The organism is Nonomuraea sp. NPDC046570 (genome assembly GCF_040645915.1).
Lineage (GTDB): Bacteria > Actinomycetota > Actinomycetes > Streptosporangiales > Streptosporangiaceae > Nonomuraea.
Window position 1 is genome coordinate 105,435 of the sequence record NZ_JBEYZF010000017.1, and the last position, 26,055, is coordinate 131,489.

The window sequence follows — 26,055 nt, forward strand, 5'->3', positions numbered from 1 at the left end:
GGTTCAGGGCAGCAGGCGGAGGATTTCCTCGATGACGATGTTCGGCTGGTCCTGCTGAATCATGTGGCCGGACCTCTCGGCCATCACATGGCGGCCGTGGGGCAGGGACTCGGCGAAGGCCCGGTGGGCGGCCACCAGGTCGTCGTGGCGCGCAGCCTCGCCTCGCGAGCGGCTGAGGGCGCCGCTGATGACCGTGACCGGCACCGGCGGCAGGGTCCCGGGGGCGGCGCGCAGCTCGCGGAGGCCGTCCGCCAGCGCTGTGGCCTCGGCCCGGCTCGCCCGCAGCGAGCCGGGGCTGGTCAGCTCCGGCTCCGCCTCGGCCCGCATCTCGGGCGGGAACAGCTCGGCGGCCCGGCTCCCGCCGGGCAGCTTGCGGTAGCCCGCGCGCGACAGCAGTTCCATGGCGAGACAGATGCCGCGCACCAGGAGTCGGTGCTTCAGCGAGTAGTACATGTCGAGGGTCTCGTCCGCAGGGTCGATCAGCACGAGACCGGCGACCCGGGCGGGGTGGCGTGCGGCGTAGGCGCGGATGATTGGGCCGCCGAGGCTGTGGCCGACCAGCAGGTAGCGCTCGGCGCCGAGCCCGTCGAGCAGATGGCCGAGGTCCTCGGCCATGCGGCCCACGTCGCGGCGCGCCGTGTCGGGGTCGCTGCGCCCCAGGCCGGCCCGGTCGTAGGCGACGACCTTGGTGCTTGTGGCGATGCCGGCCAGGACCAGTCCCCAGTCCGCCCGCGAGCCGCCGAGTCCCGCCTCCAGGACCACGACGGGCTCACCCTCGCCCTGGCTCACGTGGTACAGCCGCCGGCCGTCCGGCAGGGTGACCCTGCCAGGGGCACCGAAGACGCTGGTGTCAGCCATGGGCGTGGACTCCTGGTTCCAGGTCCGTGCGGACCGTGCGGACGGCGGTGATGATGACGCAGGCCGCCAGCACGCCGGGTACGGCCACGGACGCCACCGCGCCGGCGGTGCCGAAGGCCCCCTCGACGACGGTCAGCAGACCCGCCCCCGTCAGCCCGCCCCCGGCCAGGGTGACGGTGAACACGGCCGCGAAGTGCCCGCGCTGGCGTGGCGCCGCCACGGACAGCCCGACCAGCGCGACCACCGGGACGATCAGCGAGGTCGCGGTCATCGCCACGAAGAACGCCGCCAGGCACAGCGCCAGGAACGGAGCGGCGGCGCCGAGCGCGATGCCGGTGGCCGAGGTGGCGACGACGATCGCGCACACCACGACGACCTTGCGCGGGTCGTTCTGGAACAGCGAGTCCAGCTTACGTCCCAGCGTGAGCAGGATGACGATGGCTCCGACGGCGTACGCGGCCATGAACAGCCCGCGCGCGCCCGCCTGCAGGCCCCAGCGCTGTTCCAGGTGGATGGCCATGAACGTGGCACCGGGCAGGAGCATCATGCCGAACACGGCGAACCCGGCCAGCATCCGCCGGATCGTGGGGATGCGGAACAGCGCCAGGAACGAGCCGGACAGCGAGCCGGGGTTGTCCTGCTCGCGCGCTCCGACGCCGGGGTCGCGCAGGCGGATCGCGGCCACGCAGCCGGCCAGGGAGACCGCGCCGAGCACGAAGAACACGACGCGCCAGTTCAGGCCGAGCCACCCGGTCAGGCCGGCGACGGCCAGCGGTCCGAGGACGCTGGCCGCCGGGCCGGCCGCGCCGTACAGGGAGAGGACGCGGCCGCGCACGTCCCGCGGGTACAGGTCGGTGAGCAGGGGTGTGTGCAGGGCGGCGACGCTGCCGTTGGCCAGGCCGTTCAGCAGGATCAGTACGCCGAGCATCCATATGCTGTCGACGAGTCCGACGGCCGCGACGCAGACGCTCCACACGAATCCGGTGGAGATGGCGATCACCGCGCGGATCGCTCTGTCGCCGGCCAGCGTGGCCATGAGGATCGGCGCGAGGCAGGCCGCCACGAGCTGTACGGCCAGCAGCGAGGCGAACGCGCCCGCCGAGACCCCCAGCGCGCGGGTGATGTCGGGCGCGAGGACGCTGAGCGCCTGGGACGCGATCATGTCGGTGATGGCCAGCAGCGAGAGCGCCGTGACCGGGTACCACCTCATGACGCGGTCACCGGCTCGAACAGGGTCGGCTTGACCTCGCCGCGCGAGTACAGCGCGGCCTGCGCGGGCAGCGAGACGCTCCACGAGCGCATGCCGTCCGGGCCGAGCGCGACGATGCGCAGCGCCGGCCCGCCCGCGACCGCGCGCCCGCCCGCGTAGTAGGTGGCGCGGAGGGACACCTGGAGCACGCCCTCGGTGTCGTCGGGCAGGACCGGTCTGCTGAGGAAGGCGCCGCCCCGGCCCGGGACGCCGGGCGCGAAGCGGTGCACCTCGCCGTAGGGCCGGTCGTCGTCCACGGCGCGTTCGACGCCGCCGAGCAGCAGGTCCGCGTCGAGAGCCTCGACCAGGTCGCGCAGTTTGTCCGGCGGCAGGTCCGTCCCGGCGACGGCGGTGCGCCAGCCCAGCCAGGCCGTGGCGTCGCGGGAGGCCGGGGTGGCGAGCCCGTCGAAGGCCAGCAGCCGGCGCAGCAGCACGCGCCGGGCGGCGGGCCAGCCCGCCACGCGTTCCGGGTCGGACGCCGCCGCGGACGCCAGCGCCGCACGCCAGCGCGGCGTGTCCGGCCACAGGTCGTCGAGCGCCCAGCCGATCACGTCCTCGGCCTGTACCTCGTAGGCGCGGGACAGCAGTTCCTCGCTGCGTTCGCCCCGGCAGGTGGAGCGGCCCGGCACGTCGTTGAAGGCGTCCGGGTGCCAGTCGCCGTCAGGGGGCGCCGTGTTGCAGTTGTGCAGGTGGCCGGAGGCGGGGTTCCACACCTCCACCAGCTCGTCCTGGGCCAGGAAGCCGTCCCACTGCTGGCTCGGGTCGAGCACGCGCGCCGAGCCGTACGGGCGCCTCGGGACCCGGCCCGTGCGCAGGTAGAAGCACTCGCCGGAGGCGTCGGCCGCGAGCAGGTTCTGCGGCGGGAAGGCGCCGAGGTCGAGCGCGGCGCGCAGCTCGCGCGCGTCGCGCGCCCGGAGCATCGTCATGAACTGCCGCTCGGTCTCTCCCGCCAGCCCCGTGTACGGCGTGCAGATCGCGTAGGCGGTGCGCCCCTCGCGCGCGACGACCGGCGAGCGCAGGCCGTTCAGCAGCACCTGGTCGGCGTCGCAGTCGTCGATCCGGTAGGCGTCGGAGACGCGCGGCCCGCCGGTGGTGACGCCCCACGCGACGTGCCTGTTGTGCGCGAGGGCCGGGAGCATCGCGCCGAGGAAGGTGAAGCCGGTGTAGTGCAGTTCCCCCGCCCTGACCGTCGCCTCGTGCAGCGCGAACGTCCCGCCGATCGGCAGGTGCGGGTCGCTGACCACGAACGTCTCGCCGGTCGCCGTACGCCACGGGCGCAGCACCCAGGCGTTGGAGCCCGGCGTGTCGTAGGCGGGCCCGGCCAGCGCGAGCTCCACCTCGGACATGACGGGCGGCAGCGCGACCCCGGCAGCTCGCAGGTCCTTCACCGCGTCGGCGGTGACCCAGTACAGCATCACGGTGAGGTTGACGCCGATCGGCAGCGCGGGCTCCAGCGGCGGCGCCCAGTCCGGGGCGAGCTCGGGGTGCTCGTCCATCCAGGCCCGCACGCCCGCGATGAACGCCTCGTAGCAGGCGCGCATCGGCTCGGGCAGACCGGCGAGGCCCTCGCGCGCCTCCTGCAGGATCCGCCAGCGGCGCTGGTTGTCGTCGCGCGGCGCGGCCGCGGGCCCGTCCACCGTGGCGAGCTCGCCGCGGACGAGCAGGTACTGCCGCAGCAGGCCGGGCAGGTCGTCCTGCGCCTGCGCGTATCCGAGACCGAAGTAGGCGGCGGGCTCGCTGTCCGCGTCGAGCAGCGGCATCCGGTACTGATCACGGACGAGCGTGACCACTCCCCAAGGGTTGTCCATGGGCCCAACTCTGGGGTGGGCACAGGCGGGAATCGTTGGCCGATCGGACAAGGATTCCGTACACCCGCTGGTCGATCGCCGTACAGCGGCAGTCAACCCGTGAGCTCAGCGGGCCGGATCAAGGCGTTGATACCTGGCGGATACACGGCTGAGCGCGCGCGGATACCCGGTGAATGCGGAGCGGACGAAAGCGGCCTCCAGAGTGGCCACGGCGTCGCGAGGGCGGCGCGCACCGTGAAGGAGTCCTCGATGCGTGCGTTGATATGCGGTCTGCTCGGCCTGGCGGTGCTGACCGGCTGCGGGGGAGACACCACCACCCCGGCGGCCGACGGCGGCAGCGCCCCGGTGGACAAGGCCCGCGAGCGGGAGAACGCCATCGCCACCTGCATGAAGCAGAAGGGGTTCCGCTACATCCCCTCGGTCAGCCGGCCCAAGAAGTCCGAGGCGGGCACCGGTGACTACGCGGCGATGAAGGAGGCCCGCGACAAGTACGGCTTCGGCGTCTTCTCCGCCTTCGTCTACCCGAACCCGGCCGGTGAGCAGGAGCCCGACGACCCCAACCGGGAGACGATCGACAGCCTCCCCGCCGCCAAGCGGCAGGCCTACACCAAGACCATGAACGAGTGCCGGGTCACCGCCCTCCAGCAGGTGGACGGCCTGAAGGTCACCTCGCTCGACGACTACCAGGAGCAGATGAGCAAGGAGATCGAGCGCATCGACAAGGAACTCGACGGCGATCCCAAGCTGGTGGAGCTCGCCGCGCCGTTCGCCGAGTGCCTGAAGTCCAAGGGTGAGCGGGTGTCCTCCGTGAGGCCGCTCGAGCTGAGTTCCCGCGGCATGGTGGTGTGGGGCGAGCAGGCCGAGCAGCTCGCCAAGAAGGGAACCGTCACGGCGGAGGCGGCCAGGCCGTACCTCGCCAAGGAGATCAAGTCGGCGCTGGTCGACCTGGAGTGCGGCAAGGACTTCTACGCCGCCTTCGTCCCGCTGAGCACCCGGCTCACCAACGAGGCCAGGGTGAAGTTCGGGTACACAGAGCAGTGACGCGCACCCCTCGCGGCAAGCTGCTGCTGGTGCTGGTGCTGGCCGTGGTCTTGGCGGTAGCGGGGGCCGGCTGGGGGGTGAGCGCCCGGTTGCGCTCCCCGGCCGACGAGGCGGCGGCGCGCAAGCCGCCCAAACCGTCGCTGGTCACCGTCGCGGTCGAGCGGCGCGAGCTGGTCAGCACCGTCGTGGTCAGCGGCACCCTGGAGTACGGCTCGCCGTACGCGGTGTCGCTGGCCGGGGTGGTGGGCGGCGGCGAGACCACCCAGCGGGCCACCCGTGCTCCCCGGCGGGGCACGATCGCGGAGGGCGCGGTGGTGATGGAGGTGAACGGGCGCCCGGTGTTCGCCTTCTCCGGCAAGGTGCCGATGCATCGCAGCCTCGTTCCCGGCGTCAGGGGGGCCGATGTCAGGCAGTTGCAGAAGGCGCTGCGCGGGATTGGGCACCGCGCGCCGGTGACCGGAGTGTTCGACCAGGCGACCATCGCCGCGGTGTCGCGCTTCTACGCCAAGCGGGGCTATGAGGCGCAGCAACCCACCTTGGAGCTGCGGCGGCAGCGCGACGACCTGCGCAGGGCCGTACAGGTGGCGCAAGAAGTGCTGGCGACCGAGCGCAAGGCGCTTGACCAGGGCTTGGACGTGCTCCCGCTGAAAGTCAGGCTCGCCAACGCCCGGCGGGATCTGCGGGAGGCCAGGCGGGCACTGGAGAGCGCGCGGGCACAGGACCACACCACCGAGGACGAGGCCAAGGTCGAGGCCGCCGAGAGCGCCGTGCGGGCGGCCGAGGAGAAGCTGCTGGCCGCCGAGCGGGAGCTCGCCCAGGCCGTCGCGACGCCCACCCCCGCGCCCAGCCCCAGCGCCCCGATCGGGCCGCCTGCCGACACCCGCCTGCCCGAACTCCGGGTCGCCAACGCGAGAGCGGACTTGGCCGCCGCCCGGTCGGCGCTGGAGCGAGTGCTGCAGGAGGCCGGGATCGCGCGGGACAAGCGGCTGACCGAACTGGGGAAGAGCGTCCGGCTGGCGCGGGAGGCCGTCGTCACCGCCGAGCAGACGCTCAGGCAGGCCAGGCAGCTCTCGCCCGTCAAGCTGAAGGTGGCCAACGCGCAGCGTGACCTGGCCGCGGCGCGGGCGCTGCTGGCCGAGTACTCCCGGACCTACGGCACCACCATCCCGCCGGGGGAGATCGTCTTCCTGCCCAAGCTGCCGGCCCGCCTCCACAAGGCGACCGTCAAGGCGGGCGAGCCGGTGGACAAGCCGATCGCCACGGTGACCGGCTCGACGTTCGTGATCTCAGGCTCGGTGGACGCGGGCGAGGCCGAGCGGCTGAAGACGGGTCTGAACGCGACCATTGAAACGGAGGCGGGCAAGACCGTCCCCGGCACGGTGACCTCCCTCGGCGGACGCGACGCGAAGGGCGCCGTGCCGGTAGTGATCACTCCTGCCTCGATGAAGGGCCTCAGGAAGCTCGCGGGCGCCCCCGTCACCGTCCGCGTGACCATCGGCGCCACCGGCAAGGAGGTGCTCGTGGTCCCCGCCGCGGCGGTCGTCACCGCCGCGGACGGCAAGGCCCGGGTGCGGGTGGAGACCGCGCCCGACCAGACCAGGGAGGTCGAGGTGCGCACCGGCCTGGCCGCCGACGGAGCCGTGGAGGTGACCGGCGACCTCAGGCCGGGCGACCAGGTGGTGATCAACAGTGCCTGAGCCGGTGATCGTGCTCGACGACCTGACCAAGGAGTTCCCTACCGAGCCCCCCGTCAGGGCACTCTCCGCCATCAACCTAAGAGTCGAAAAATCGGATTATGTCGCCATCGTCGGCCCCTCGGGGTCCGGCAAGTCCACCCTGCTCAACATGCTCGGCCTGCTCGACACACCCACGTCCGGCTCCTACCGGCTCGACGGCATCGAGACCACCACCCTGAAGGACGGCGCGCGGACCAAGGTGCGCGGCAGCCGCATCGGCTTCGTCTTCCAGTCCTTCCACCTGCTGCCGCACCGCAGCGTGCTGGAGAACGTCATGCTGGCCGAGGTCTACGGGGCGGGCCCGCGCCCGGGGCGGCGGAAGCGCGCACTGCGGGCCCTGGAGCGGGTACGGCTGTCGCACCGGGTGGACTTCCTGCCCGGCAGGATGTCCGGCGGCGAGCGGCAGCGCGCCGCCATCGCTCGCGCCCTGATGGGCGAACCGTCGCTGCTGCTCTGCGACGAACCCACCGGCAACCTCGACAGCAAGAACACCGACGCCGTGCTCGACCTGTTCGACGACCTGCGCGCCCAGGGCATGACCATCGTGGTCATCACCCACGAGAACGGGGTGAGCGACCGGGCCGGGCGCCGGGTGCGCATCACCGACGGCATCCTCACGGAGGAGTAGATGTGCACCCGCGCGACCTGCTGAACGAGGCCATGGCGGGCCTGCTGGCCCGCCCGGTGCGCTCGGCGCTGACCACGCTGGGCACCGTCCTGGGCATCACCACGCTCGTGGTCACCCTGGGCGTCGCCGCCACGGCGGGCAACCAGATCGTCGGCCGCTTCGACGAACTGACGGCCACCTCCGTCACGGTCGAAGTCCCGGAGCACCCGTTCCCCCTGGTTGACTGGGCCGACGTCGGCCGGGTGACCAGGCTGCGCGGGGTGGTCTCCGCCGCCGCCCTCGCCGAGTCGAAGCAGAGCGCCAACCTCAGCGTCCGCTCCAACGACATCGTGGACCCCACCCGGGTCACCGACCAGACCCTGACGGTGGTCGCCAGCAGCCCCGGCCTACCCGCCGCGGTCAAGGGCAGAATGATCGAGGGCCGCTACTTCGACGCCGGGCACATCGCCCGCGGCGACAAGGTCGTCGTGCTGGGCCGGCACGCGGCCAGCATGCTGGGCATCACCCGGCTGGAACGGGCCCCGGCCGTCTTCATCGGCACCCAGGCGTACACCGTCATCGGCGTGCTCGGCGACCTGAAACGCGAAAGGAGCCTCGCGAGCGCCGTCCTGCTGCCACCGGCCATCGGCAAGCGCTACGGCCTGAGCACCGTGACCCGGGTCCTGGTCAACACCGGCCTCGGCGCCGCGGAACTGATCGCCAAGCAGGCGCCGGCCGCGCTCAGCCCCGGCAATGAGGCCCTCCTCCAGGTCATCTCGCCGCCCAGCCCCACCAGAGCACGCGATGCGGTCGAAGGCGACGTCAACGCCCTCTTCCTGATCCTCGGGCTGGTCTCCCTGGTCGTCGGCGCGGTCGGCATCGCCAACGTCACGCTGGTGACCGTGATGGAGCGCATCGCCGAGATCGGCCTGCGCCGCGCGCTGGGCGCCGCCCGCCGCCACGTCGCCGCGCAGTTCCTGCTGGAGTCCACCCTCACCGGGCTGACCGGCGGCGTCATCGGCGCCTCCGCGGGGATCGTCGTGATCGTCGCGGTCTGCGCCGCCAAGCAGTGGACCCCGGTCCTGGACGTACGGCTGGCCGTCATGGCACCGGCCGCCGGTGCCGTCGTCGGCCTGCTCGCGGGCCTGTACCCGGCTCTGCGTGCCGCCCGAATGGAACCAGTCAATGCACTTCGGTAGATATGGTGCGTTTCTATGACATCCCTGCTGCTCGTCGAAGATGACACGGTGATCCGTACGTCGGTCGCCCTGGCTCTGGAACGCTACGGCTATCGGATGACTACCGCCGCCGACGGGCTCACCGGCCTGGAGGCGGCCCAGGCGGGCGGCCACGACCTGCTGCTGCTGGATGTGATGCTGCCCGGCCTGGACGGCATCAGCGTGTGCCGCAGGATCCGGGAGACCAGCCAGGTGCCGATCCTCATGATGTCGGCCCGCGGCGACGGCCTGGACATCGTCGCCGGGCTGGAGGGCGGCGCCGACGACTATGTGGTCAAACCAGTCGACCTGCCGGTGCTGGTCGCCAGGATCCGGTCACTGCTGCGCCGCGCCACCGTCGCCCAGCCCACGCCCGGGCAGGCCGCCGCGAGCGCGGTGCTCGCCTTCGGCGATCTGAGCATCGACACCGGCGCGCTGGAGGTACGGCGGGCCGGGCAACGCGTCGAACTGGCCCCGACCGAGCTGCGGCTGCTGCTGGAGTTCGCCGCCAACCCCGGCATCGTGCTGGAGCGGGCGACGCTGCTGCGCACCGTGTGGGACTACGGCTGGGACGGCGACAGCCGGGTGGTTGACCTGTGCGTGCAGCGCCTGCGCAAGAAGATCGGCGCCGAGCGCATCGAGACGGTCCGCGGGTTCGGCTACAAGCTGTGCGTCACATGAATCCGGCTTCGCTTCGCTGGAAGATCGCCGCCCTGGTCACGCTCGCCTGCGCCGTCGTCGCCGCCGTGGTCGGCCTCCTGGTGCACCAGGCGACCTGGCAGCGGACCCTGGACATGGGTAAGGGCCAAGCCCTGGAGGCCATCGAGCAGTCACTGGCCTCCACCGACCGGCCCGGCGGCCTGCCCGCCGACGTGGTGCCCGTCGGGGAACTCCCCGCCGCCCTGGCCGCCCAGCTGTGGACCGGCCAGCCGGTGACCTGGTACGGGCTCGACCACCGGGACGAGCCGTGGATGTGGGCCGCCCAAGCGTATGGCGGCGACGGCCGCCTGGCGGTGAGCGTACAGATCTCGATGGGCTCGGAGCTGCGCAGCCTGTACGCGCTGGACCGCAACATGGCCAAGGCCGCACTGCTCGCCCTGGCCGGGGTGGTACCGCTGTCGATGCTGGCGGCCGAACTCCCCAACCGGCGGCTGCGGCGCGTCGCCTGCACCGCCCGCCGGATCGCCGGCGGCGACCTGGACGCCCGCACCGACGCGGGCGGCCGGGACGAGATCGCCGACATCGGCGCCGCGCTCGACTCCATGGCCGCCAGCCTGCAGCGGCGACTGCTGGCCGAGCAGCGCTTCACGGCCGATGTCGCGCACGATCTGCGTACCCCGCTGATGGGACTGCTCACCGCCGCCCAGCTGCTGCCCGACGGGCAGGCCACCGACCTGGTCCGCGACCGGATCGGCGTGCTGCGCGGCCTGGTCGACGACCTGCTGGAGATCTCCCGCCTGGACGCCAGCGGCGAGCGGCCCGACCGGCAGCCGGTGCCGCTGGCCGACCTGGTACGCGAGTCGCTGCACCGTCTCGGCGTGCCCGCCGACCTGCACACCGCCGACGATCAGGGCGACGCGACAACCGTCACCGACCCGCGCCGCCTCGAGCGGATCGTCGCCAACCTGGTCCTCAACGCCCGCACGCACGGCGCCGCCCCGGTCCAGATCACCGTAAGCTCCCATCAGATCGTCATCCGCGACCACGGGCCCGGTTTCCCGCCCGACCTGCTCGCGGACCTGCGCAGCGGACAGGCGCAGCGCTTCCGCACCGGACGGACCGAGCGCGGCCGGGGGCACGGGCTCGGCCTGACCATCGTGCTCGGCCACGCCCGGATCATCGGCGCCGCTCTCCAGTTCACCAACCCTCCCGACGGCGGCGCGAGCGTCACCGTCACCCTGCCCACCACACCACCGAACCCGGACGAATAGTCAGAGCATCAGGGAGCGGACTGTTTCGATGGTGTCGGCGTCTTCGGGGCGTTTGTCTGGGCGGTAGCGGAGAACCCGGGCGAAGCGCAAGGCCATCCCGCCCGGATAGCGGGGCGAGCGCTGCACCCCGTCGATGGCGATCTCCACCACCATCTCCGGCCGCAACGTCACCGTCCACTCATCCGTGGGCCCTTCGGCGAGCTCCAGAAACCGCTCCGTCTGCCAGGCCAGCAACTCGTCCGTCAGCCCTTTGAACGTCTTGCCCAGCATCACGAACCCGCCCCCTGCGGCGTCCCGCGCGCCCAGGTGCAGGTTGGACAGCTTTCCCTCCCGCCGCCCGTGCCCCCACTCCGCCGCCAGCACCACCAGGTCGAGCGTGTGCCGCGGCTTCACCTTGATCCACCCGGCTCCCCGGCGCCCGGCGGCGTACGGCGAGGTGAGGGACTTGACGACCAGGCCCTCGTGGCCGAGCCGTACCACGGAGGTGAAGTAGTCCTGGGCCTCGGTGGTGTCGCCGGTGAGCAGGCGGGGGGTGAGAAGGTCGGCGGGGACGGCGGCGGCCAGGGTCTGGTGGCGGGCCGCGTAGGGCAGGTCGAGGAGGTCGGCGCCGTCGACGCGGAGCGCGTCGAAGAAGAAGACGCTCAGCGGCGTGGCCGCGCGCAGCCGGTCGACGTCGAGCTTGCTGGACACCCGCGACGCGGTGACCTGGAACGGCTCGGGCGTGCCGTCGGGGCGCAGCGCGATCACCTCGCCGTCGAGCACCAGATCGGTGGACGGCATCGCCAGCACCGCCTCGACCAGCTCGGGAACCTGCGAGGTGATGTCGTCGAGGGTGCGGGTGAACACGCGCACGTCGGGACCGGAGCGGTGCGCCTGGACGCGGATGCCGTCGAGCTTCCACTCCAGCGCGGCCGACCCGCCGATCTTCTCCAGGGCGGCGTCCACGCCGGGCGCGCTGCCGGCCAGCATCGGCGAGACCGGGCGGCCCACCTCCAGCTTGAACGCGTGCAGCGCCTCGACGCCGCCGGACAGCGCGGCCTCGCCCACGGCGGGCAGCCAGCCGCGCAGGGTCAGCGCGCGGCGCACGTCGGCGGAAGGGGCTCCGGACGCCTTGGCGATGGCTTCGATCATCACGCCGTCGAGCGCGCCCTGGCGCAGCTCGCCACCGAGGAGCCGGAGCAGGAAGGCCTGTTCCTGGCTGGTGACCGAGGCGAACAGCTCGGCGACCAGCGCCTTGCGGGCGGCCTGTGAGCCGGGACCGGAGACGGCCTTGATGCGGCTGAGCAGCGCGTCGATCTGGGTGAGCGTCGCGGTGGCGACGAGTTTGGGCGCGGGCAGGTCCTGCAGGCCGCGCCAGCCGACGCCGATCTGGCGCTGGGGCAGCTCGCCGGACAGGTAGGCGATCGCGACGCGCGCCTCGTCGGGCCCGACGCGGCCGAGTAGCTCGGCCAGATGGCCGATCTTGCCCAGGCGGGCGGAGGTCCTGGTCACGGCCTCGGATACGCGGACGACGTCGATCAGCAGCACATGCCTTATCGTGCCCTACCCGACCGACAATGTCCCAGATCCGCAGGGGCGGGCCGGACGGCCCGCCCCTGCCGCACTCAGCGGACGCCGAGCAGGTCGACCACGAAGATGAGCGTCTCACCGGGCTTGATCCGCGCGCCGGCGCCACGGTCGCCGTAGCCGAGGTGCGGCGGGATGACCAGCTTGCGCCGGCCGCCGACCTTCATGCCCGCCACGCCCTGGTCCCAGCCGGCGATGACGCGCCCGCCGCCGAGCGGGAACTCGAACGCGTCGCCACGGTTCCACGACGCGTCGAACTCCTCACCGGAGGAGAAAGCCACGCCAACGTAGTGCACGCTGACGTTGTGCCCGGGCTTGGCCTCGGGGCCGTCCCCCACGACGATGTCGACGATTTCCAGGTCGGCGGGCGGGTTGCCCTCCGGGAAGTCGATTTCCGGCTTCTCGAGTGCCACTACTTCTCCTGAAGTTGAAAACATTGGACCGATCGACTCTACGCGGCCGGGATATCGTCGGTGTCCATGGCCGCGCATACCCCCGAAGGGATCCTGCTCACCGGGCGCGTCGCCGTCGTCACGGCGGCGTCCGGCGGCGTCGGCAGGGCCGTCGCCGAGCTGTTCGCGAGCTTCGGTGCGCAGCTCGCGCTGTGCGACCGGAACAAGCCGGACGGCCCGCTGGCGATGACCATGGACGTGGCCGACCCGGTGGCCGTCGAGGTGTTCGCCGAGGCGGTCGCCCAGCGGTACGGCCGGGTCGACGTGCTGGTCAACATCGGCGACCGGGCGCTCATCGACGAGCACCTCACCGGGCTGACCGGCCTGACCAGGCGCCTGCTGCCGCTGATGGACCGCAGCTCGTCGATCGTCAACGTGACCTCGGGCGAGGCGGGCCGGACGGCGGTCACCGCGGCGATGAAGGCCGCCGTCGAGAGCCTGACCAGGTCACTGGCCGTGGAGCTGGCGCCGCGCGGCATCAGGGTCAACGCCGTCGCCCCGGGCGATCCGGTACGGCCCGCGCCCCTCGGCCACCCGGGCGGCCCGTCGGACGTGGCGGCCGCGGTGGTGTTCCTGGCCGGCCGGATGGCCAGGTCCGTCACCGGCGTCACCCTCCACGTCGACGGCGGCCTGCACGCTCACCAGCTCTGGTGCAGCGGCTTGCCCTCGCTGTAGCCGGACGAGCTCTGGATCCCGATCACGGCCCGCTCGTGGAACTCCTCCAGATTCGCCGCGCCCGCGTAGGTGCACGCCGACCGGAGCCCGGCCACGATCGCGTCGATCTGGTCCTCCACGCTCGGCCGCTCCGGGTCGAGGTACATCCGGGAGGTGGAGATGCCCTCCTCGAACAGCGACTTGCGGGCCCGCTCGAACGGCGAGTCGTCGGCGGTGCGCAGCCGTACGGCACGGGCCGACGCCATCCCGAAGTTCTCCTTGTACCTGCGCCCGTCGGCCCCGGTCCTGGCGTCGCCGGGGGACTCGTAGGTGCCCGCGAACCACGACCCGATCATCACGTTGGCCGCGCCCGCCGCGAGCGCGAGGGCCACGTCGCGCGGGTGGCGCACGCCGCCGTCGGCCCACACGTGCCGGCCGAGCCGCCTGGCCTCGGCCGAGCACTCCAGGACGGCGGAGAACTGCGGCCGGCCCACGCCGGTCATCATCCGCGTGGTGCACATGGCGCCGGGGCCCACCCCGACCTTGAGGATGTCGGCCCCGGCCTCGACCAGGTCGCGCACGCCCTCGGCGGTGACCACGTTGCCGGCCGCGACGGGGACGCGGGGGCTGAGCGCGCGCACCGCCCGCAGCGCGCTGAGCATCTTCTCCTGGTGGCCGTGCGCGGTGTCCACGACCAGGCAGTCGACGCCCGCGTCGAGTAGTTCCTCGGCCTTGGCGGCGACGTCGCCGTTGACGCCGACGGCGGCGGCGACGCGCAGCCGGCCGGAGGCGTCGAGCGCGGGCTGGTAGAGGGTGGCGCGCAGCGCGCCGGTACGGGTGAGGATGCCGACCAGGCGGCCCTCCTCGTCCACGATGGGCGCGAGCCGGTGGCGGCCCTCGTGCAGCATGTCGAAGGCCTGGCGGGGGTCGAGCCCGGCGGGCAGCGTCAGCAGGTGGGCGGACATGACCTGGGAGAGCTGGGTGAACATGTCGACGCCGTGGCAGTCGGCCTCGGTGACCACGCCGACGGGCCGGTTGTCCCAGTCGACCACGATGACCGCGCCGTGGGCGCGTTTGGGCAGCAGGTTCATCGCCTCGCCGACGGTGTCGTGCGGGGTGAGGGTGAGCGGGGTGTCGTGGACGAGGTCGCGTTTCTTCACCCAGTCGACGACGTCGGCGACCACGTCGATCGGGATGTCCTGCGGGATCACCGTGACGCCGCCCCTGCGGGCGATGGTCTCGGCCATGCGGCGGCCGGCGACGGCCGTCATGTTGGCGACCACGATGGGGATCGTGGTGCCCGTGCCGTCGTTCGTCGACAGGTCGACACCGAGCCGGGAGCCGATCGAGGACCGCGACGGAACCATGAACACGTCGCTGTATGTCAGGTCATATGACGGCTCGAGTCCGTTCAAGAACTTCACGTTCGTCCACCTTACGTGCTGACAGGTTAAGAGGGTTATTTCCCTTCTGACGGGCCATAGGATCGGCGCGAACGCACAAAAGGGGGGTTGGGGAGAACCGTGGATGTCGTGGAGCGGTCCGAGCTACTGGTCGTCGGCCTCGCCGTACGGACGACGAACGCCGACGAGATGGAGCCGTCGCGGGCGAAGCTGCCCGGGCTCTGGCAGCGGGCGGGGGCGCCGGGGGCTTTCGCGCACGTGCCCGGCAGGGCCGACGAGAATCTCTACGCGGTGCTGACGGACTACGAGAGCGATCACCACGGCGCCTACACGCAGATCGTGGGTGTCGCGGTGCGCACGGTGCCGAGGCTCCCGGAGGGCATGGTCGCCGTCCGGGTGCCGGCGGGGCGGGCGCTGAAGGTCGAGGCGCGCGGGCCGATGCCCGGCGCCGTCGTCGACGCGTGGAAGCAGGTCTGGCAGCACACCGAGACCGGTGGGACGCCCGCGCGTTCCTTCGGCACCGACCTGGAGCTGCACCACCCGGGCGGAGCCGACCTGTACATCGCGGTCTGAGCTCATTCCTCGTCGTCGGGCGGCGGGTCGGTGAGCCGCCAGCCCGCGATGAGGAGGGGCATCACGGCATGCGTCACGAGCACCGCCACGCCGACGGCCACCAGCCGCCGCCGCGACCGCCGGGCCCGCGTCAGGCGGTGCGGCCGCCGGGAGACTCTCTCGAAAGCTCTAGTACGGGATCCCGAGCGTGGAGCAGGCCGCCTCGACCGCGAGCGGCCTGACCTCCGCCACCGGGAGATGGGCGAACTCCACCGTGCAGTCCGACATGCCGCCGATCGCCACGACGCCCCTGACCTGCGCCGACAGGGTGGGGTCGGGGCCGAGCAGCATGACCATCAGCCGCCGCCGCCACTCGAACATCCGGGTGCCCAGGTCGAGGTAGTCCAGGGTGCTGAGGTCGCGCACCATCATCACGATGATCGCCCGGTGCCGGTGGATGAGGTCGAAGTAGTCCTCGACCAGCGCGCGGGCGGCGGGCGGCGGCAGGGGCTCCCGCTCGGCGAGGAAGGACTCCATGTCGTCGATCAGCGGCTGGACGATGCTACGCACGAGATCCTCGCGCGAGGCGAAGTGGTAGTAGAGCGCGGGCTTGGTGATCTCCAGTGCGTCGGCGATCTCCCGCAGGCTGGTCTTGGCCACGCCCTGCTTCATGAACAGGTCGCGGGCGACCGCCTGGATGCGTGCCTTGGTGTCTGAACGGGCCATGTTACTTAACGATAGGTAAGCCCTTGCGGGAACGCGACCTTCCATGCTTACCTATCGTTAAGTAAGTAAGGAGTGGTCGTGAGAGTTCTGATCTCCGGGGCGAGCGTCGCGGGCCCGGCCCTGGCCTACTGGCTGCGGCGGCACGGATTCACCCCGACCGTCGTCGAGCGGGCGCCCGCGCTGCGCAAGAGCGGCGGGCACGCGGTGGACCTGTTCCGCCCCGCGATGGACATCGCGGAGAAGATGGGCGTGATCGAGCAGATCGAGGCCAGGAAGACCGGCACCGATCGGCTGATCATGTACCGGGAGGGGGTCGCCAGGCCCGTCGAGGTGAGCGTGGGGCGGCTGATGGGCGCCGTCTCGGACCGGCACGCCGAGATCATGCGCGACGACTTGAGCGAGATCTTCCACGACGCCACCAAGGACGACGTGGAGTACGTCTTCGACGACTCCATCACCTCGATCTCCGAGAACGGCGAGGTCACCTTCGAGCGCGGCGCCCCGCGCGGGTTCGACCTGGTGATCGGCGCGGACGGGCTGCACTCCAACGTGCGCCGCCTGGTCTTCGGCGAGGAGTCGCGCTTCTCCGCGTTCGTCGGCGCCTACCTGGCGGTCGCGTCGGTGCCGAACCGCTTCGGCTCCGACGGGGACTCCGTCGTCCACACCGCGCCGGGGCGGATGGGCGGGGTCTACTCGGCCAGGCACCTGGACGACGCGCGGGCCGTCTTCCTGTTCCGCAGCGCCGAGCCCCTCGACTACCACCACCGGGACGTGGACCGCCAGAAGGAGCTGCTGCGCCGGGCGTTCGCCGGAATGGGCGGGCTGATCCCGAGCCTGCTGGCCGAGCTGGACACCACCCCCGCCTTCTACTTCGACTCGATCACCCAGCTCCGCATGGACACCTGGTCGCGCGGCCGGGTGAGCCTCGTCGGCGACGCCGGCTACTGCCCGGGTCCCGCGATCGGCGGCAGCACCAGCCTGGCCGTCGTCGGCGCCTACGTGCTGGCGGGTGAGCTGGCCGCGGCCGGCGGCGACCACACCCGCGCCTTCGCCGCCTACGAGCGCGAACTCGGCGACTACGTACGGCGCAGCCGCGCCTTCGCACTCGGCGCCGCCAAGCGCCTCATCCCCGCCGACCATACCGAACTCCGGGTGACGGCCGGGGTGCTGCGCCTGGTCGAGCACCTGCCGGAGCGGCTGACCAGAGCGCTGACCAAGCTCAACGCCAAGGGCGTCCGCCTGCACGACGAGGTCGAGCTGAAGGACTACACCGCGGCCCTGGCCGCAAAGTGACCGTCAGGCCAGCACGCCCTGCGCGCGCAGCTTGGCCGCCGCCTCCTCCGACAGCCCCCACGCCGACAGGTCGGTCAGCCGGGTGGCGGGGGAGAGGTCCTGCGGGGGCACGCCGAGCAGCCGCGGCGCGGGCACCGGCTGGGTGACGCCGCCGATCTCGACGAAGGCGCCCCTGGCCCGGTTGTGCGGGTGGGCGGCGGCCTCCGCCATCGACAGCACCGGCGACACGCACGCGTCCGACCCCTCGAACACGGCCTCCCACTCGGCCCGGGTCCTCGACCGGAACGCCTCCTCCAGGCGCGCCCGCAGCGCGGGCCACTGCTTCGGGTCGTTCCGGTCGGGCAGGTCCGTCAGCTCCATCAGGGCGACCATCGCGTCCCAGAACTGCGGTTCGAGGGAGCCGACCGCGACGTACTCGCCGTCGGCCGTCTCGTAGGTGTCGTACATGGGCGCGCCCGTGTCCAGCAGGTTGGTGCCGCGCGGGCCCCAGTGGCCGCCCGCCTGGTAGAACATCGCGAACAGCACCGAGGCGCCGTCGACCATCGCGGCGTCCACGACCCGGCCCGCCCCGGTGGCCTGCCGTTCGACCAGCGCGAGCAGGACGCCGTAGGCCAGCATCAGGCCGCCGCCGGCGAAGTCGCCCAGGATGTTGATCGGCGGCGTCGGCTTGCCGCCCGCCCGCCCCAGCATGGACAGCACGCCGGAGACCGCGATGTAGTCGATGTCGTGGCCCGCCGTCGGGGCGAGCGGCCCCTCCTGGCCCCAGCCGGTCATCCGCCCGTAGATCAGGCGCGGGTTGGCCGCCCGCAGGTCCTCGGGGCCGATGCCGAGCCGCTCGGCCACCCCGGGCCGGAAGACCTCGATCACCACGTCGGCGTGCTGGGCCAGCTCCTTGAAGGCCGCGACCCCCTCGGGCGACTTCAGGTCGAGACCGATCGTGCGCTTGCCGCGGTCCATCACGTCCCTGCGCGGCGCGTCGGTGACGCTCGCCACGCGGTCGATCCGCAGCACCTCGGCCCCGTGGTCGGCCAGCATCATCCCGGCGAACGGTCCCGGGGCGAGCCCCGCGAGCTCCAGCACGCGCACCCCGGCCAGCGGCCCCCTGCGGGCGTCGGACATCGGCGTCTCCTGACTTTCGATCCTCAGCCCAGTAGAACAACATTCGGTGACAGGGTGCAAGCTTGGCACGCCCGAGTTGTTTCATTCCGGGACGAACCCCCCGCGTGTGCGGAGGTATGGAAAACTTGCCCACTGTTATGGATGCACCAGGGGGTTAGAGATGGTTTCGGGCACGGAACGCGTGATCGCCCGTCGTTACCGCCTGCTGCGCGAGCTGGGCCGGGGCGGCATGGGCGTGGTCTGGGAAGGCTACGACACACTGCTGAACCGCCAGATCGCGGTCAAGGAGGTACTCCTGCAGGCCGGGCTGTCCGCGCTCGAGCGCGAACGCCACCTGCTGCGCACCACCCGCGAGGCCCGCACGGCCGCCAAACTGAACCACCCCAGCGTCGTGGCCATCTACGACGTCGTGGAGGAGGACACGCGGCCCTGGATCATCATGGAGCTGGTCCGCGCCCCCTCCCTGGAGGAGGTCGTCGCCACCCAGGGCGCCCTCCCGGTACGGCAGGCCGCCGACGTCGGCCGCCAGGTGCTGTCCGCGCTGCGCGCCGCGCACGAGGCCGGAATCCTGCACCGCGACGTCAAGCCCAGCAACATCCTGCTCACCGACGACGGCCGGGCGGTGCTGACCGACTTCGGCATCGCCACCGCCGAAGGCGAGTCCTCGCTCACCAGCACCGGCATGGTCACCGGCTCGCCCAGCTTCCTCGCCCCCGAACGGGTCCGCGCCCTCGACTTCGGCCCGCCCTCCGACCTGTGGTCGCTCGGCGCCACCCTGTACGCCGCCCTGCTCGGCCGCTCGCCGTTCGACCGGGGCGACGCGATGGCCACGCTCAGCGCGCTGCTCAGCGAGGAACCCGACTACCGCAGGATCCCGCCCGCCCTGCATCCCGTGCTGCAGGGGCTGCTGGAGAAGGAGCCGTTGCGCCGGGTCAACGCCGAACAGGCCGACGCCATGCTGGCCGCCGTCGCGTCCGGCGCCCCGGCGGGGCCGGGTGGGCGCAGGCGGGCCCAGGCCGTACCCGAGGCGCCGCCGGGCAAGCGCGGCGGTCGCCGTACACCCTGGATCGTCGCGATCGCGGCGCTGGTCGTCGGGGCCGGGACGCTCACCTACCTCAAGCTGACGCCCAGCACCGCGGAGGGCAGCTCGCGGCCCACGGCCCAGGCGACGGCCGCGGCACCGGCCACCGCGAGCGCCACGGTCGCGCCCACGCCGAGCGCCACGCCCACCCCGACGCCGACGCCGACGGTCAGCAAGGCGCCCCCGCCCGTGGTGCGGGTGTGGAAGTCGCCGTCGGGCTGGTCGATCCTGCGGCCCACCGGGTGGCGGGGCGCGCGCTCGGACGCCTACACCGAGTGGACCCGCCCCGGCGGCGTCGGCCACCTCGGCATCCAGGAGAGCTACGCCAACCTCAACCCCGACGAAGTGCTCACCGCCTCCCGCGAACTCTTCGAGCAGGGCACCCCGGGCGTGCGGACCGTGCGGCAGGCCAACGTCCGCCACCTCGGCCACCCGGCCGCCGAATGGGAGTTCACCTGGACCGCGGCCGGCGGCGAGCAGGCGCCGTGGGCGGTCGCCGGGCAGACCTACCGCGAAGTGCGCCGCGCCGTCGCGGTCGGCGACACCGCCTACATCGTCTCCTGGACGTTCACCGAACGGCAGTGGCGAAGGAACGCGTCTCTCATGCGGCAGGTGATCGGCAGCTTTACTGTGGGGGGATGACCCCCTGGAACCTCCTCGCCCTGCCGCCGCTGCCCCTCGACGCGCTGCGTGGCCTGCTGGCCCCGCTCGGTGACGCCGTCTCGGTGCATGCTCCCGCCGCCCGCGATCGGGCGTCGCTGATCGAGGCGCTGGGCGAGGCGGAGATCGTCCTCGGTGACTGGAGCGGCGGGCTCGCCCTCGACGCCGAGGCGGTCAAGGCGGCGCCCAGGCTGGCCTTCGTCCAGCAGCCGTCCGTCGGGGTGGAGGCGCACGATCTGGGGGCGCTGAGCGCCGCGGGCGTCCCGCTGGCCAACACCGCGGGCGTGAGCGCCGTCGCGGTCGCCGAATGGTGCGTCGGCGCCGCCCTGGCCCTCGCGCGCCGCCTGGTGGAAGCCGACGCGGCCGTCCGCGCCGGCCGCTGGCCGCAGCTCGACCTCGGCCCCACCGAGCTGTCCGGCTCGCGGGTGGGCATCGTCGGCTTCGGCCCGATCGGCGCGGCCTGCGCGCGCCTGTTCGGCGCGTTCGGCTGCGAGCTCTCCTACTGGACCCGAACCCCGCGCACCGAGTCGTACGGCGCCGCCTACCGCCCCCTCGACGAGGTCGTCGCCGGCTCCGACGTCCTCGTCCTGGTGATCGCGCTGTCGGAGGAGACCCGCGGGCTCGTCGACCCCCGCCGGATGCGCGCGGGCTCGCTCCTGGTGAACGCCGCCCGAGGGGGAGTCGTCGACCAGGACGCGCTCGTCGCCGCGCTGCGCGACGGGCACCTGGGCGGCGCCGCGCTCGACGTGTACGAGGAAGAGCCGCTGCCCGCCCTGGACCCGCTCCGCGACCTGGCCGGAGTGCTGCTGTCGCCGCACGTCGCGGGCGTCACCCCGCAGGCCACCGGCCGTCTGGTCGGGGCCGTCCTGGACAACCTGAGGGCCGCGATCAGCGGGGCGCCCGTGGCGTACGTGGTCAACGACGCGCCGCCGCAGATCAGCAGGCGGCCCGCAGCCGATCGATAGACTTTCCCGGTTCGCTAAACGCGAACGGACCTTACCTGGCATTCTTTAGAGTTTTCGGGTCATTAACGACCCCGGACTGTTCCATGAAGTTTCAGAGAGATACGGTCTTACGGACGATCTCTAAAACACAGCTCTGGGGGTGGACCTGTGACAACGATGTCGGCACACCAAGGGGCCGTAGAACAGATCAGACGGTCCTATGCCGAGATCCCCGAGGACGCCACGCCGCGGCTGGCCAAGGCGACCTCCAACCTCTTCAGGTTCCGCGACACCGGCAAGGCGGCCAAGCTGTCGGCCCGCGACCTCGACGAGGTCATCAGCGTCGACCCGGTGACCATGACCGCCGAGGTCCAGGGCATGACGACCTACGAGCACCTGGTCGACGCCACGCTGCCGTACGGGCTCATGCCGTACGTCGTGCCGCAGCTCAAGACCATCACGCTCGGCGGCGCCGTGACCGGGCTCGGCATCGAGTCGACCAGCTTCCGGGACGGCCTGCCGCACGAGTCGGTCGAGGAGCTCGAAATCCTCACCGGCGACGGCCGGGTCATCGTCGCCCGCGACGACAACGAGCACCGCGACCTGTTCAGGGCCTTCCCGAACTCCTACGGCACGCTCGGCTACGCCCTGCGGATCAAGATCAGGCTCAAGCCGGTCCAGCCGTACGTGAAGCTGACTCACATCCGCTTCAGCGAGGCCGACAAGTGCATGCTCGCGATGCAGGAGATCTGCGAGAGCATGCGGCACGACGGGGAACAGGTCGACTTCGTCGACGGGGTGTTCTTCGGCCCCGGCGAGCTGTACATCACCGTGGGGCGCTTCGCCGAGCGCGCGCCGTACACCTCCGACTACACCGGCATGCGCATCTACTACCAGTCGATCCAGAAGCGCAGCCGCGACTGGCTCACCGTCCGGGACTATCTCTGGCGCTGGGACACCGACTGGTTCTGGTGCTCGCGCGCCTTCGGCGTGCAGCAGCCGCTGGTGCGCTCGCTGATGCCGCGCAAGTGGATGCGCTCCGACGTCTACCGGCGGCTCGTCGCCCTCGACCGCAAGTACGGCGTCGTCGCGCGCGTCGACCGCTGGCGCGACCAGCCCGTGCAGGAGTCGGTCATCCAGGACGTCGAGACGCCCATCGATCGCGGCGCCGAGTTCCTGAGCTTCTTCCACGACAAGGTCGGGATGACCCCTGTCTGGATCTGCCCGCTCAAGGCGTCGAGCGCCTGGCCGCTCTACCCGCTGGAGCCGGGCAAGCTGTACGTCAACTTCGGGTTCTGGGGAATGGTGCCGCTGCCGCGGGGGCAGTTCGACGGCTACTACAACCGGCTCATCGAGACCGCGGTCCACGACCTCGACGGGCACAAGTCGCTCTACTCGACGTCCTTCTACGCCCGCGAGCAGTTCTGGACCTTGTACAACGGTGACGCCTACTGGCCGGTCAAGCGGGAATACGATCCGAGCGGTCGCCTGCTGGACCTGTACGACAAGTGTGTGCGGGGAAGGTGAGAGATGGCGCTCGCATCCATTTTTGAGAAGATCGTCGGCAGGGACGCCAACGTGGCGTTCATGGCCTACGACGGCAGCAAAGCCGGGCCGGACGGGGCGGACGTCCGGCTCGAGGTCAAATCCCCTATCGCGGTCGCGTACCTGGCCCAGGCGCCGGGAGAGCTCGGCCTGGCCAGAGCGTACGTGTCAGGCCACATCGACGTGCACGGCGACATGTACACCCTGCTCGACCGCATGTGGAACATCACCACCAACGACCTGTCCCTCAGCGAGAAGATGGACGCCGTACGGTCGCTGGGGGTCAAACCGCTCCTGATGCGCGTGCCGCCGCCGCCGCAGGAGATGCGCCAGAGCACGCTGGCCAGGCTGGGCTCGCGGCACGCCAAACAGCGTGACGCCGAGGCCATCCACCACCACTACGACGTGTCCAACCGCTTCTACGAGTGGGTGCTCGGCCCGTCCATGGCCTACACCTGCGCCGTCTTCCCCCACGAGGAGTCCTCGCTGGAGGAAGCGCAGTTCGCCAAGTTCGACCTGGTGGCGCGCAAGCTCGGCCTCAAGCCCGGCATGCGGCTGCTCGACGTCGGATGCGGGTGGGGCGGCATGGTCATGCACGCCGCGCGCGAGTACGGCGTCAAGGTGCTCGGCGTCACGCTGAGCAAGCAGCAGGCCGACTGGGCGCGGCGGGCCATCGCCGACGCCGGCCTCCAGGACCTCGCCGAAGTCCGCCACATGGACTACCGCGACGTCCGCGAGGGCGACTTCGACGCGGTCAGCTCCATCGGCCTCACCGAGCACATCGGCGCCGCCAACGTACCCGGATACTTCTCCTTCCTGTACGGCAAGCTCAAGCCCGGCGGGCGGCTGCTGAACCACTGCATCACGCGTCCCACCGGGAAGGAGAAGACGTTCAACAAGGGCGGATTCATCAACCGGTACGTCTTCCCGGACGGGGAGCTCGAGTCGGTGGGCTGGCTGGTCCGGCAGATGGAGGACATCGGGTTCGAGATCCGGCACGAGGAGAACCTGCGCGAGCACTACGCGCAGACCCTCAAGTACTGGTGCGACAACCTGGACGCCAACTGGGAGGACGCGGTCCAGGAAGTGGGCATGGGCACCGCCCGGGTGTGGGCACTGTACATGGCCGGATGCATCGTGGGCTTCGAACGCAACAAGGTCCAACTCCACCAGGTCCTGGGCGTCAAACTGGACCCCACGGGCAACGCACATGTCCCCCTCCGGCCGTCACGCGACTGGCCCTAGAGGCATGGCCCTCGCTTAGGGATCGTGACTCAGCGGGGGGCTCCGCGCCCCCCGCGCTCCAACCAAGGCATGGCCCCCGATCTCGGGTCTATCGGCCCCAAGCCGTGATCCTCAGTCATCCACCGTGATGACGCGAACGGACTTCTGACACCTGGCGCCCAGGCCGTGAGATCGTTGAGGATTTAGAGGCCGTTTCAGCGAGTTCGCTCTTACCACGGAGCTGGTCGAACACGGCGGGTGGAATGCGGAGGGGATGAGCGGCGATGCTGACCAGGCTTGAGGTCAAAGGATTCAAGAACCTCCTCGACGTGCACATCGACTTCGGGCCTTTCACCTGCATCGCGGGCGCCAACGGCACCGGCAAGTCCAATGTCTTCGATGTCGTCGAGTTCCTCTCCCATCTGGCGACGGACACCCTGGTGGAGGCATCCCAGCGGGTGCGTGGAGCGTCCGGGCTGCGTGGCGGGGATCCCCGGGACCTCTTCTGGGACGGCTACCGTGATGGTCAGCGCCACATAGCGCTTACGGCCGAGATGATCGTGCCGGCGGAGGTGGAGGACGATCTCGGCGCGCCCGCGAAGGCGACGACGACGTTCCTGCGCTACGAGTTGGATCTGGCCTACTCGCCACCTGAAGGACAGAGCAGTGTCGGACGACTGGTGCTCGCACGTGAGGAACTGCGGCACATCAACCGCGGGGACGCCGCCCGTCATCTGCGCTTCCCGCACAGCGTGAAGAACTTCAGGAACTCGGTCGTCGTCGGCCAGCGCCGTGGCGGCGCCTTCCTGTCCACCGAGGTACGGGACAGCGGCACGGTCATCAACGTGCACGGCGATGGTGGCAGCTTCGGTAAACCACAGCCGAGAGCCGCCGCGAGGGCGGGACGAACCGTGCTCAGCACGGTCACCACCAACGACTACCCGACCATCCTGGCCGCGCGCCGGGAGATGCAGAGCTGGCGGCGCCTCGCGCTGGAACCGTCGGCCCTGCGCGCGCCGGACAGTTTCGCCTCGCCGAGGTCGCTGGAGGCCGATGGCCGCCATCTGGCGGCGACGCTCTTCCGGATCGCCACCGACACCGGTCGCTCCACGGGAGCCCGTGACGAGGAGGCGGTGTACGCGCACGTCGCCGACCGGCTGTCCGATCTCGCAGGCGTCGGCGTGGAGAGCCTGCGTGTGGAGCCTGATCCGGTGCGCGAGGTGTTCACGCTCTTCCTGCAGGAACGGAGCGGACTTCGACTCCCGGCCAGGGCGTTGTCCGAGGGAACACTCCGATTCCTGGCGCTCTGCGTTCTGCTGGAGGATCCAACGGTGACCGGACTCATCTGTATGGAAGAGCCCGAGAACGGCATCCATCCGGCTAACCTTCCAGCGATGATGGATCTCGTTCGTGATCTGGCCGTGGACCCCCGGGAAGCGCCAGATGAGACCAACCCCTTCCGGCAGGTCATCATCAACACGCATGCGCCGGGTGTGGTGCAACTGTGCGATCCTGCTGATCTGCTTTTGGCGGAGACTCGGCCGCGAAGGGCTCCCGATGGTCGCGTGACATCTGCGCTCTCCCTCCTTCCATACAGCGGATCATGGCGGTCTGAGCAAGGCGATCCGTCATTCTCGGAAGCCGATGTCGTCGCGTATCTGGTGGCGCCTCCGGGTGCCCAGCTTCAACTTCCACTGGACATGGTCGGGTGAGGATGCGGTCGTATGCGGGGTTGTTCGTCGCCGAGGGAACATCGGATCTTCCGCTGGCGGACATCGTGGAGGCGCTTTTCGTCGATCGTGGTGTGACCGTACGGCTCAGTAAGCCAGACTTCTCCCTTCTTGACAGCGTGCCAAGGGATGTGGAATCGCGGATCGCGGCCGGATTCAGGCTGGTTCGTGGCCCTGTCGACGTCGTGGTCGTGCATCGTGACTCCGACAACGCCGGATATGATGCCCGCCGCGGCGAGATCGAGCGCGCCGTCCTGTCGGCCGGTCTCGCTTCGTCGATCATCCCCATCGTGCCCATACGCATGACAGAGGCGTGGTTGTTGCTCGATGAGGCGGCGATCCGTCAGGTGGCAGGCAATCCGCGCGGGCGAGAGAACCTGAAGCTGCCGAAGGTCCACGAAGTCGAGGGTGTGCCCGATCCGAAGCAACTGCTCCGGGACTGCCTACTCCGGGCCGGTGAGGAGACTGGCCGCAGGCGCGAGCGGATGGTGAAACGGTTCTGCCAGCACCGCAGGCAGCTGCTGGAGCGACTAGATCGTGCGGGGCCGGTGAGCAAGCTGACCGGATGGAAGCGCATGGTGGATGACATCGAGCGCATCTGCCAGGAATGGGCGTAGTCGTCGCCGACGACACCAGGGGCGAAGCTCGCCCATCCGCGC

23 protein-coding genes are annotated in these 26,055 nt (G+C 71.2%); 15 read left to right on the forward strand and 8 right to left on the reverse strand.

Annotation, left to right across the window (positions count from 1 at the left end):
• Positions 1 to 3 precede the first annotated feature (3 nt).
• The 3 genes from ABZ911_RS25665 to ABZ911_RS25675 are packed head-to-tail and all read right to left on the reverse strand — an operon-like array spanning position 4 to position 3,915.
• Entirely contained in the window at positions 4 to 858 is an 855-nt protein-coding gene (locus tag ABZ911_RS25665; protein WP_358060728.1) for an alpha/beta hydrolase, read from the reverse strand.
• Positions 851 to 2,068 (reverse strand): MFS transporter, encoded by a 1,218-nt coding sequence (locus ABZ911_RS25670; RefSeq protein ID WP_358060731.1) that lies wholly within the window; start codon positions 2,066 to 2,068, stop codon positions 851 to 853. Before ABZ911_RS25670 ends, ABZ911_RS25665 begins: the two co-directional genes overlap by 8 nt.
• Complete coding sequence (locus tag ABZ911_RS25675; RefSeq protein WP_358060734.1) at positions 2,065 to 3,915, reverse strand: penicillin acylase family protein; 1,851 nt, start codon at positions 3,913 to 3,915, stop codon at positions 2,065 to 2,067. Before ABZ911_RS25675 ends, ABZ911_RS25670 begins: the two co-directional genes overlap by 4 nt.
• A 249-nt stretch (positions 3,916 to 4,164) precedes the next feature.
• On the opposite strand from ABZ911_RS25675, the gene ABZ911_RS25680 reads away from it, so the two are divergent.
• The 6 genes from ABZ911_RS25680 to ABZ911_RS25705 are packed head-to-tail and all read left to right on the forward strand — an operon-like array spanning position 4,165 to position 10,447.
• Entirely contained in the window at positions 4,165 to 4,956 is a 792-nt protein-coding gene (locus tag ABZ911_RS25680) for a hypothetical protein (protein WP_358060737.1), read from the forward strand.
• Positions 4,953 to 6,653: a peptidoglycan-binding protein gene (locus tag ABZ911_RS25685; RefSeq protein WP_358060740.1), complete on the forward strand. Its 1,701-nt coding sequence runs from the start codon at positions 4,953 to 4,955 to the stop codon at positions 6,651 to 6,653. Before ABZ911_RS25680 ends, ABZ911_RS25685 begins: the two co-directional genes overlap by 4 nt.
• A complete protein-coding gene (locus ABZ911_RS25690) occupies positions 6,646 to 7,320 on the forward strand; it encodes an ABC transporter ATP-binding protein (protein ID WP_358060743.1) in 675 nt (224 codons plus the stop codon). The genes ABZ911_RS25685 and ABZ911_RS25690 overlap by 8 nt, the downstream gene beginning before the upstream one ends.
• A 2-nt stretch (positions 7,321 to 7,322) precedes the next feature.
• Positions 7,323 to 8,498: an ABC transporter permease gene (locus ABZ911_RS25695; RefSeq protein WP_358060746.1), complete on the forward strand. Its 1,176-nt coding sequence runs from the start codon at positions 7,323 to 7,325 to the stop codon at positions 8,496 to 8,498.
• A gap of 15 nt (positions 8,499 to 8,513) precedes the next feature.
• On the forward strand, positions 8,514 to 9,197 hold the full coding sequence (cseB, locus tag ABZ911_RS25700) for a two-component system response regulator CseB (protein WP_358060749.1): 684 nt from the start codon (positions 8,514 to 8,516) through the stop codon (positions 9,195 to 9,197).
• A complete protein-coding gene (locus tag ABZ911_RS25705) occupies positions 9,194 to 10,447 on the forward strand; it encodes a HAMP domain-containing sensor histidine kinase (protein ID WP_358060752.1) in 1,254 nt (417 codons plus the stop codon). Before cseB ends, ABZ911_RS25705 begins: the two co-directional genes overlap by 4 nt.
• Here ABZ911_RS25705 and ABZ911_RS25710 read toward each other — a convergent pair whose 3' ends face one another.
• Together ABZ911_RS25710 and ABZ911_RS25715 are read right to left on the reverse strand one after the other, a co-directional pair.
• Positions 10,448 to 11,974: an ATP-dependent DNA ligase gene (locus ABZ911_RS25710; RefSeq protein WP_358060755.1), complete on the reverse strand. Its 1,527-nt coding sequence runs from the start codon at positions 11,972 to 11,974 to the stop codon at positions 10,448 to 10,450.
• 77 nt (positions 11,975 to 12,051) lie between these two features.
• On the reverse strand, positions 12,052 to 12,426 hold the full coding sequence (locus ABZ911_RS25715) for an FKBP-type peptidyl-prolyl cis-trans isomerase (protein ID WP_358060758.1): 375 nt from the start codon (positions 12,424 to 12,426) through the stop codon (positions 12,052 to 12,054).
• A gap of 66 nt (positions 12,427 to 12,492) precedes the next feature.
• Here ABZ911_RS25715 and ABZ911_RS25720 point away from each other — a divergent pair, with 66 nt between their 5' ends.
• Positions 12,493 to 13,140, forward strand: a complete 648-nt coding sequence (locus ABZ911_RS25720; RefSeq protein WP_358060761.1) for an SDR family oxidoreductase — start codon at positions 12,493 to 12,495, stop codon at positions 13,138 to 13,140.
• On the opposite strand, the gene ABZ911_RS25725 is transcribed toward ABZ911_RS25720, so the two are convergent.
• Positions 13,104 to 14,543 (reverse strand): GuaB1 family IMP dehydrogenase-related protein, encoded by a 1,440-nt coding sequence (locus ABZ911_RS25725; RefSeq protein WP_358060764.1) that lies wholly within the window; start codon positions 14,541 to 14,543, stop codon positions 13,104 to 13,106. The two genes, ABZ911_RS25720 and ABZ911_RS25725, sit on opposite strands and share 37 nt — an antisense overlap.
• A 108-nt stretch (positions 14,544 to 14,651) precedes the next feature.
• Here ABZ911_RS25725 and ABZ911_RS25730 point away from each other — a divergent pair, with 108 nt between their 5' ends.
• Complete coding sequence (locus tag ABZ911_RS25730; RefSeq protein WP_358060767.1) at positions 14,652 to 15,095, forward strand: effector binding domain-containing protein; 444 nt, start codon at positions 14,652 to 14,654, stop codon at positions 15,093 to 15,095.
• Between the two features lie 168 nt (positions 15,096 to 15,263).
• On the opposite strand, the gene ABZ911_RS25735 is transcribed toward ABZ911_RS25730, so the two are convergent.
• On the reverse strand, positions 15,264 to 15,800 hold the full coding sequence (locus ABZ911_RS25735; protein WP_358060770.1) for a TetR/AcrR family transcriptional regulator: 537 nt from the start codon (positions 15,798 to 15,800) through the stop codon (positions 15,264 to 15,266).
• A 78-nt stretch (positions 15,801 to 15,878) separates the two neighbouring features.
• On the opposite strand from ABZ911_RS25735, the gene ABZ911_RS25740 reads away from it, so the two are divergent.
• The gene (locus ABZ911_RS25740; protein WP_358060773.1) at positions 15,879 to 17,093 is read left to right on the forward strand and encodes an FAD-dependent monooxygenase; all 1,215 of its coding nucleotides are present in this window, start codon (positions 15,879 to 15,881) and stop codon (positions 17,091 to 17,093) included.
• Between the two features lie 3 nt (positions 17,094 to 17,096).
• On the opposite strand, the gene ABZ911_RS25745 is transcribed toward ABZ911_RS25740, so the two are convergent.
• Positions 17,097 to 18,212: a CaiB/BaiF CoA-transferase family protein gene (locus ABZ911_RS25745; RefSeq protein WP_358060776.1), complete on the reverse strand. Its 1,116-nt coding sequence runs from the start codon at positions 18,210 to 18,212 to the stop codon at positions 17,097 to 17,099.
• 160 nt (positions 18,213 to 18,372) lie between these two features.
• Here ABZ911_RS25745 and ABZ911_RS25750 point away from each other — a divergent pair, with 160 nt between their 5' ends.
• From ABZ911_RS25750 to ABZ911_RS25775, 6 genes are all read left to right on the forward strand, one after another.
• The gene (locus ABZ911_RS25750) at positions 18,373 to 19,935 is read left to right on the forward strand and encodes a serine/threonine-protein kinase (protein ID WP_358060779.1); all 1,563 of its coding nucleotides are present in this window, start codon (positions 18,373 to 18,375) and stop codon (positions 19,933 to 19,935) included.
• Positions 19,932 to 20,918: an NAD(P)-dependent oxidoreductase gene (locus tag ABZ911_RS25755; protein WP_358060782.1), complete on the forward strand. Its 987-nt coding sequence runs from the start codon at positions 19,932 to 19,934 to the stop codon at positions 20,916 to 20,918. Before ABZ911_RS25750 ends, ABZ911_RS25755 begins: the two co-directional genes overlap by 4 nt.
• A 156-nt stretch (positions 20,919 to 21,074) precedes the next feature.
• Positions 21,075 to 22,424 carry an FAD-binding oxidoreductase gene (locus ABZ911_RS25760; RefSeq protein WP_358060785.1) on the forward strand — a complete coding sequence of 450 codons (1,350 nt, stop codon included), beginning with the start codon at positions 21,075 to 21,077 and terminating at the stop codon, positions 22,422 to 22,424.
• A gap of 3 nt (positions 22,425 to 22,427) precedes the next feature.
• Positions 22,428 to 23,687, forward strand: a complete 1,260-nt coding sequence (locus tag ABZ911_RS25765; protein WP_358060788.1) for a cyclopropane-fatty-acyl-phospholipid synthase family protein — start codon at positions 22,428 to 22,430, stop codon at positions 23,685 to 23,687.
• Positions 23,688 to 23,950: 263 nt separating this feature from the next.
• A complete protein-coding gene (locus tag ABZ911_RS25770) occupies positions 23,951 to 25,378 on the forward strand; it encodes an AAA family ATPase (protein WP_358060791.1) in 1,428 nt (475 codons plus the stop codon).
• Between the two features lie 20 nt (positions 25,379 to 25,398).
• Positions 25,399 to 26,013 (forward strand): hypothetical protein, encoded by a 615-nt coding sequence (locus tag ABZ911_RS25775; protein WP_358060794.1) that lies wholly within the window; start codon positions 25,399 to 25,401, stop codon positions 26,011 to 26,013.
• The last annotated feature ends 42 nt before the right edge of the window (positions 26,014 to 26,055 follow it).

What these genes read in the sequence shown, in the direction of transcription:
- ABZ911_RS25735 (WP_358060770.1), bottom strand. Translation starts at nt 15,800, where the DNA reads ATGGCCCGTTCAGACACCAAGGCACGCATCCAGGCGGTCGCCCGCGAC.
- ABZ911_RS25760 (WP_358060785.1), top strand. Translation starts at nt 21,075, where the DNA reads ATGTCGGCACACCAAGGGGCCGTAGAACAGATCAGACGGTCCTATGCC.
- ABZ911_RS25770 (WP_358060791.1), top strand. Translation starts at nt 23,951, where the DNA reads ATGCTGACCAGGCTTGAGGTCAAAGGATTCAAGAACCTCCTCGACGTG.
- ABZ911_RS25750 (WP_358060779.1), top strand. Translation starts at nt 18,373, where the DNA reads ATGGTTTCGGGCACGGAACGCGTGATCGCCCGTCGTTACCGCCTGCTG.
- ABZ911_RS25670 (WP_358060731.1), bottom strand. Translation starts at nt 2,068, where the DNA reads ATGAGGTGGTACCCGGTCACGGCGCTCTCGCTGCTGGCCATCACCGAC.
- ABZ911_RS25705 (WP_358060752.1), top strand. Translation starts at nt 9,194, where the DNA reads ATGAATCCGGCTTCGCTTCGCTGGAAGATCGCCGCCCTGGTCACGCTC.
- cseB (WP_358060749.1), top strand. Translation starts at nt 8,514, where the DNA reads ATGACATCCCTGCTGCTCGTCGAAGATGACACGGTGATCCGTACGTCG.
- ABZ911_RS25720 (WP_358060761.1), top strand. Translation starts at nt 12,493, where the DNA reads ATGGCCGCGCATACCCCCGAAGGGATCCTGCTCACCGGGCGCGTCGCC.
- ABZ911_RS25680 (WP_358060737.1), top strand. Translation starts at nt 4,165, where the DNA reads ATGCGTGCGTTGATATGCGGTCTGCTCGGCCTGGCGGTGCTGACCGGC.
- ABZ911_RS25665 (WP_358060728.1), bottom strand. Translation starts at nt 858, where the DNA reads ATGGCTGACACCAGCGTCTTCGGTGCCCCTGGCAGGGTCACCCTGCCG.
- ABZ911_RS25765 (WP_358060788.1), top strand. Translation starts at nt 22,428, where the DNA reads ATGGCGCTCGCATCCATTTTTGAGAAGATCGTCGGCAGGGACGCCAAC.
- ABZ911_RS25755 (WP_358060782.1), top strand. Translation starts at nt 19,932, where the DNA reads ATGACCCCCTGGAACCTCCTCGCCCTGCCGCCGCTGCCCCTCGACGCG.
- ABZ911_RS25675 (WP_358060734.1), bottom strand. Translation starts at nt 3,915, where the DNA reads ATGGACAACCCTTGGGGAGTGGTCACGCTCGTCCGTGATCAGTACCGG.
- ABZ911_RS25745 (WP_358060776.1), bottom strand. Translation starts at nt 18,212, where the DNA reads ATGTCCGACGCCCGCAGGGGGCCGCTGGCCGGGGTGCGCGTGCTGGAG.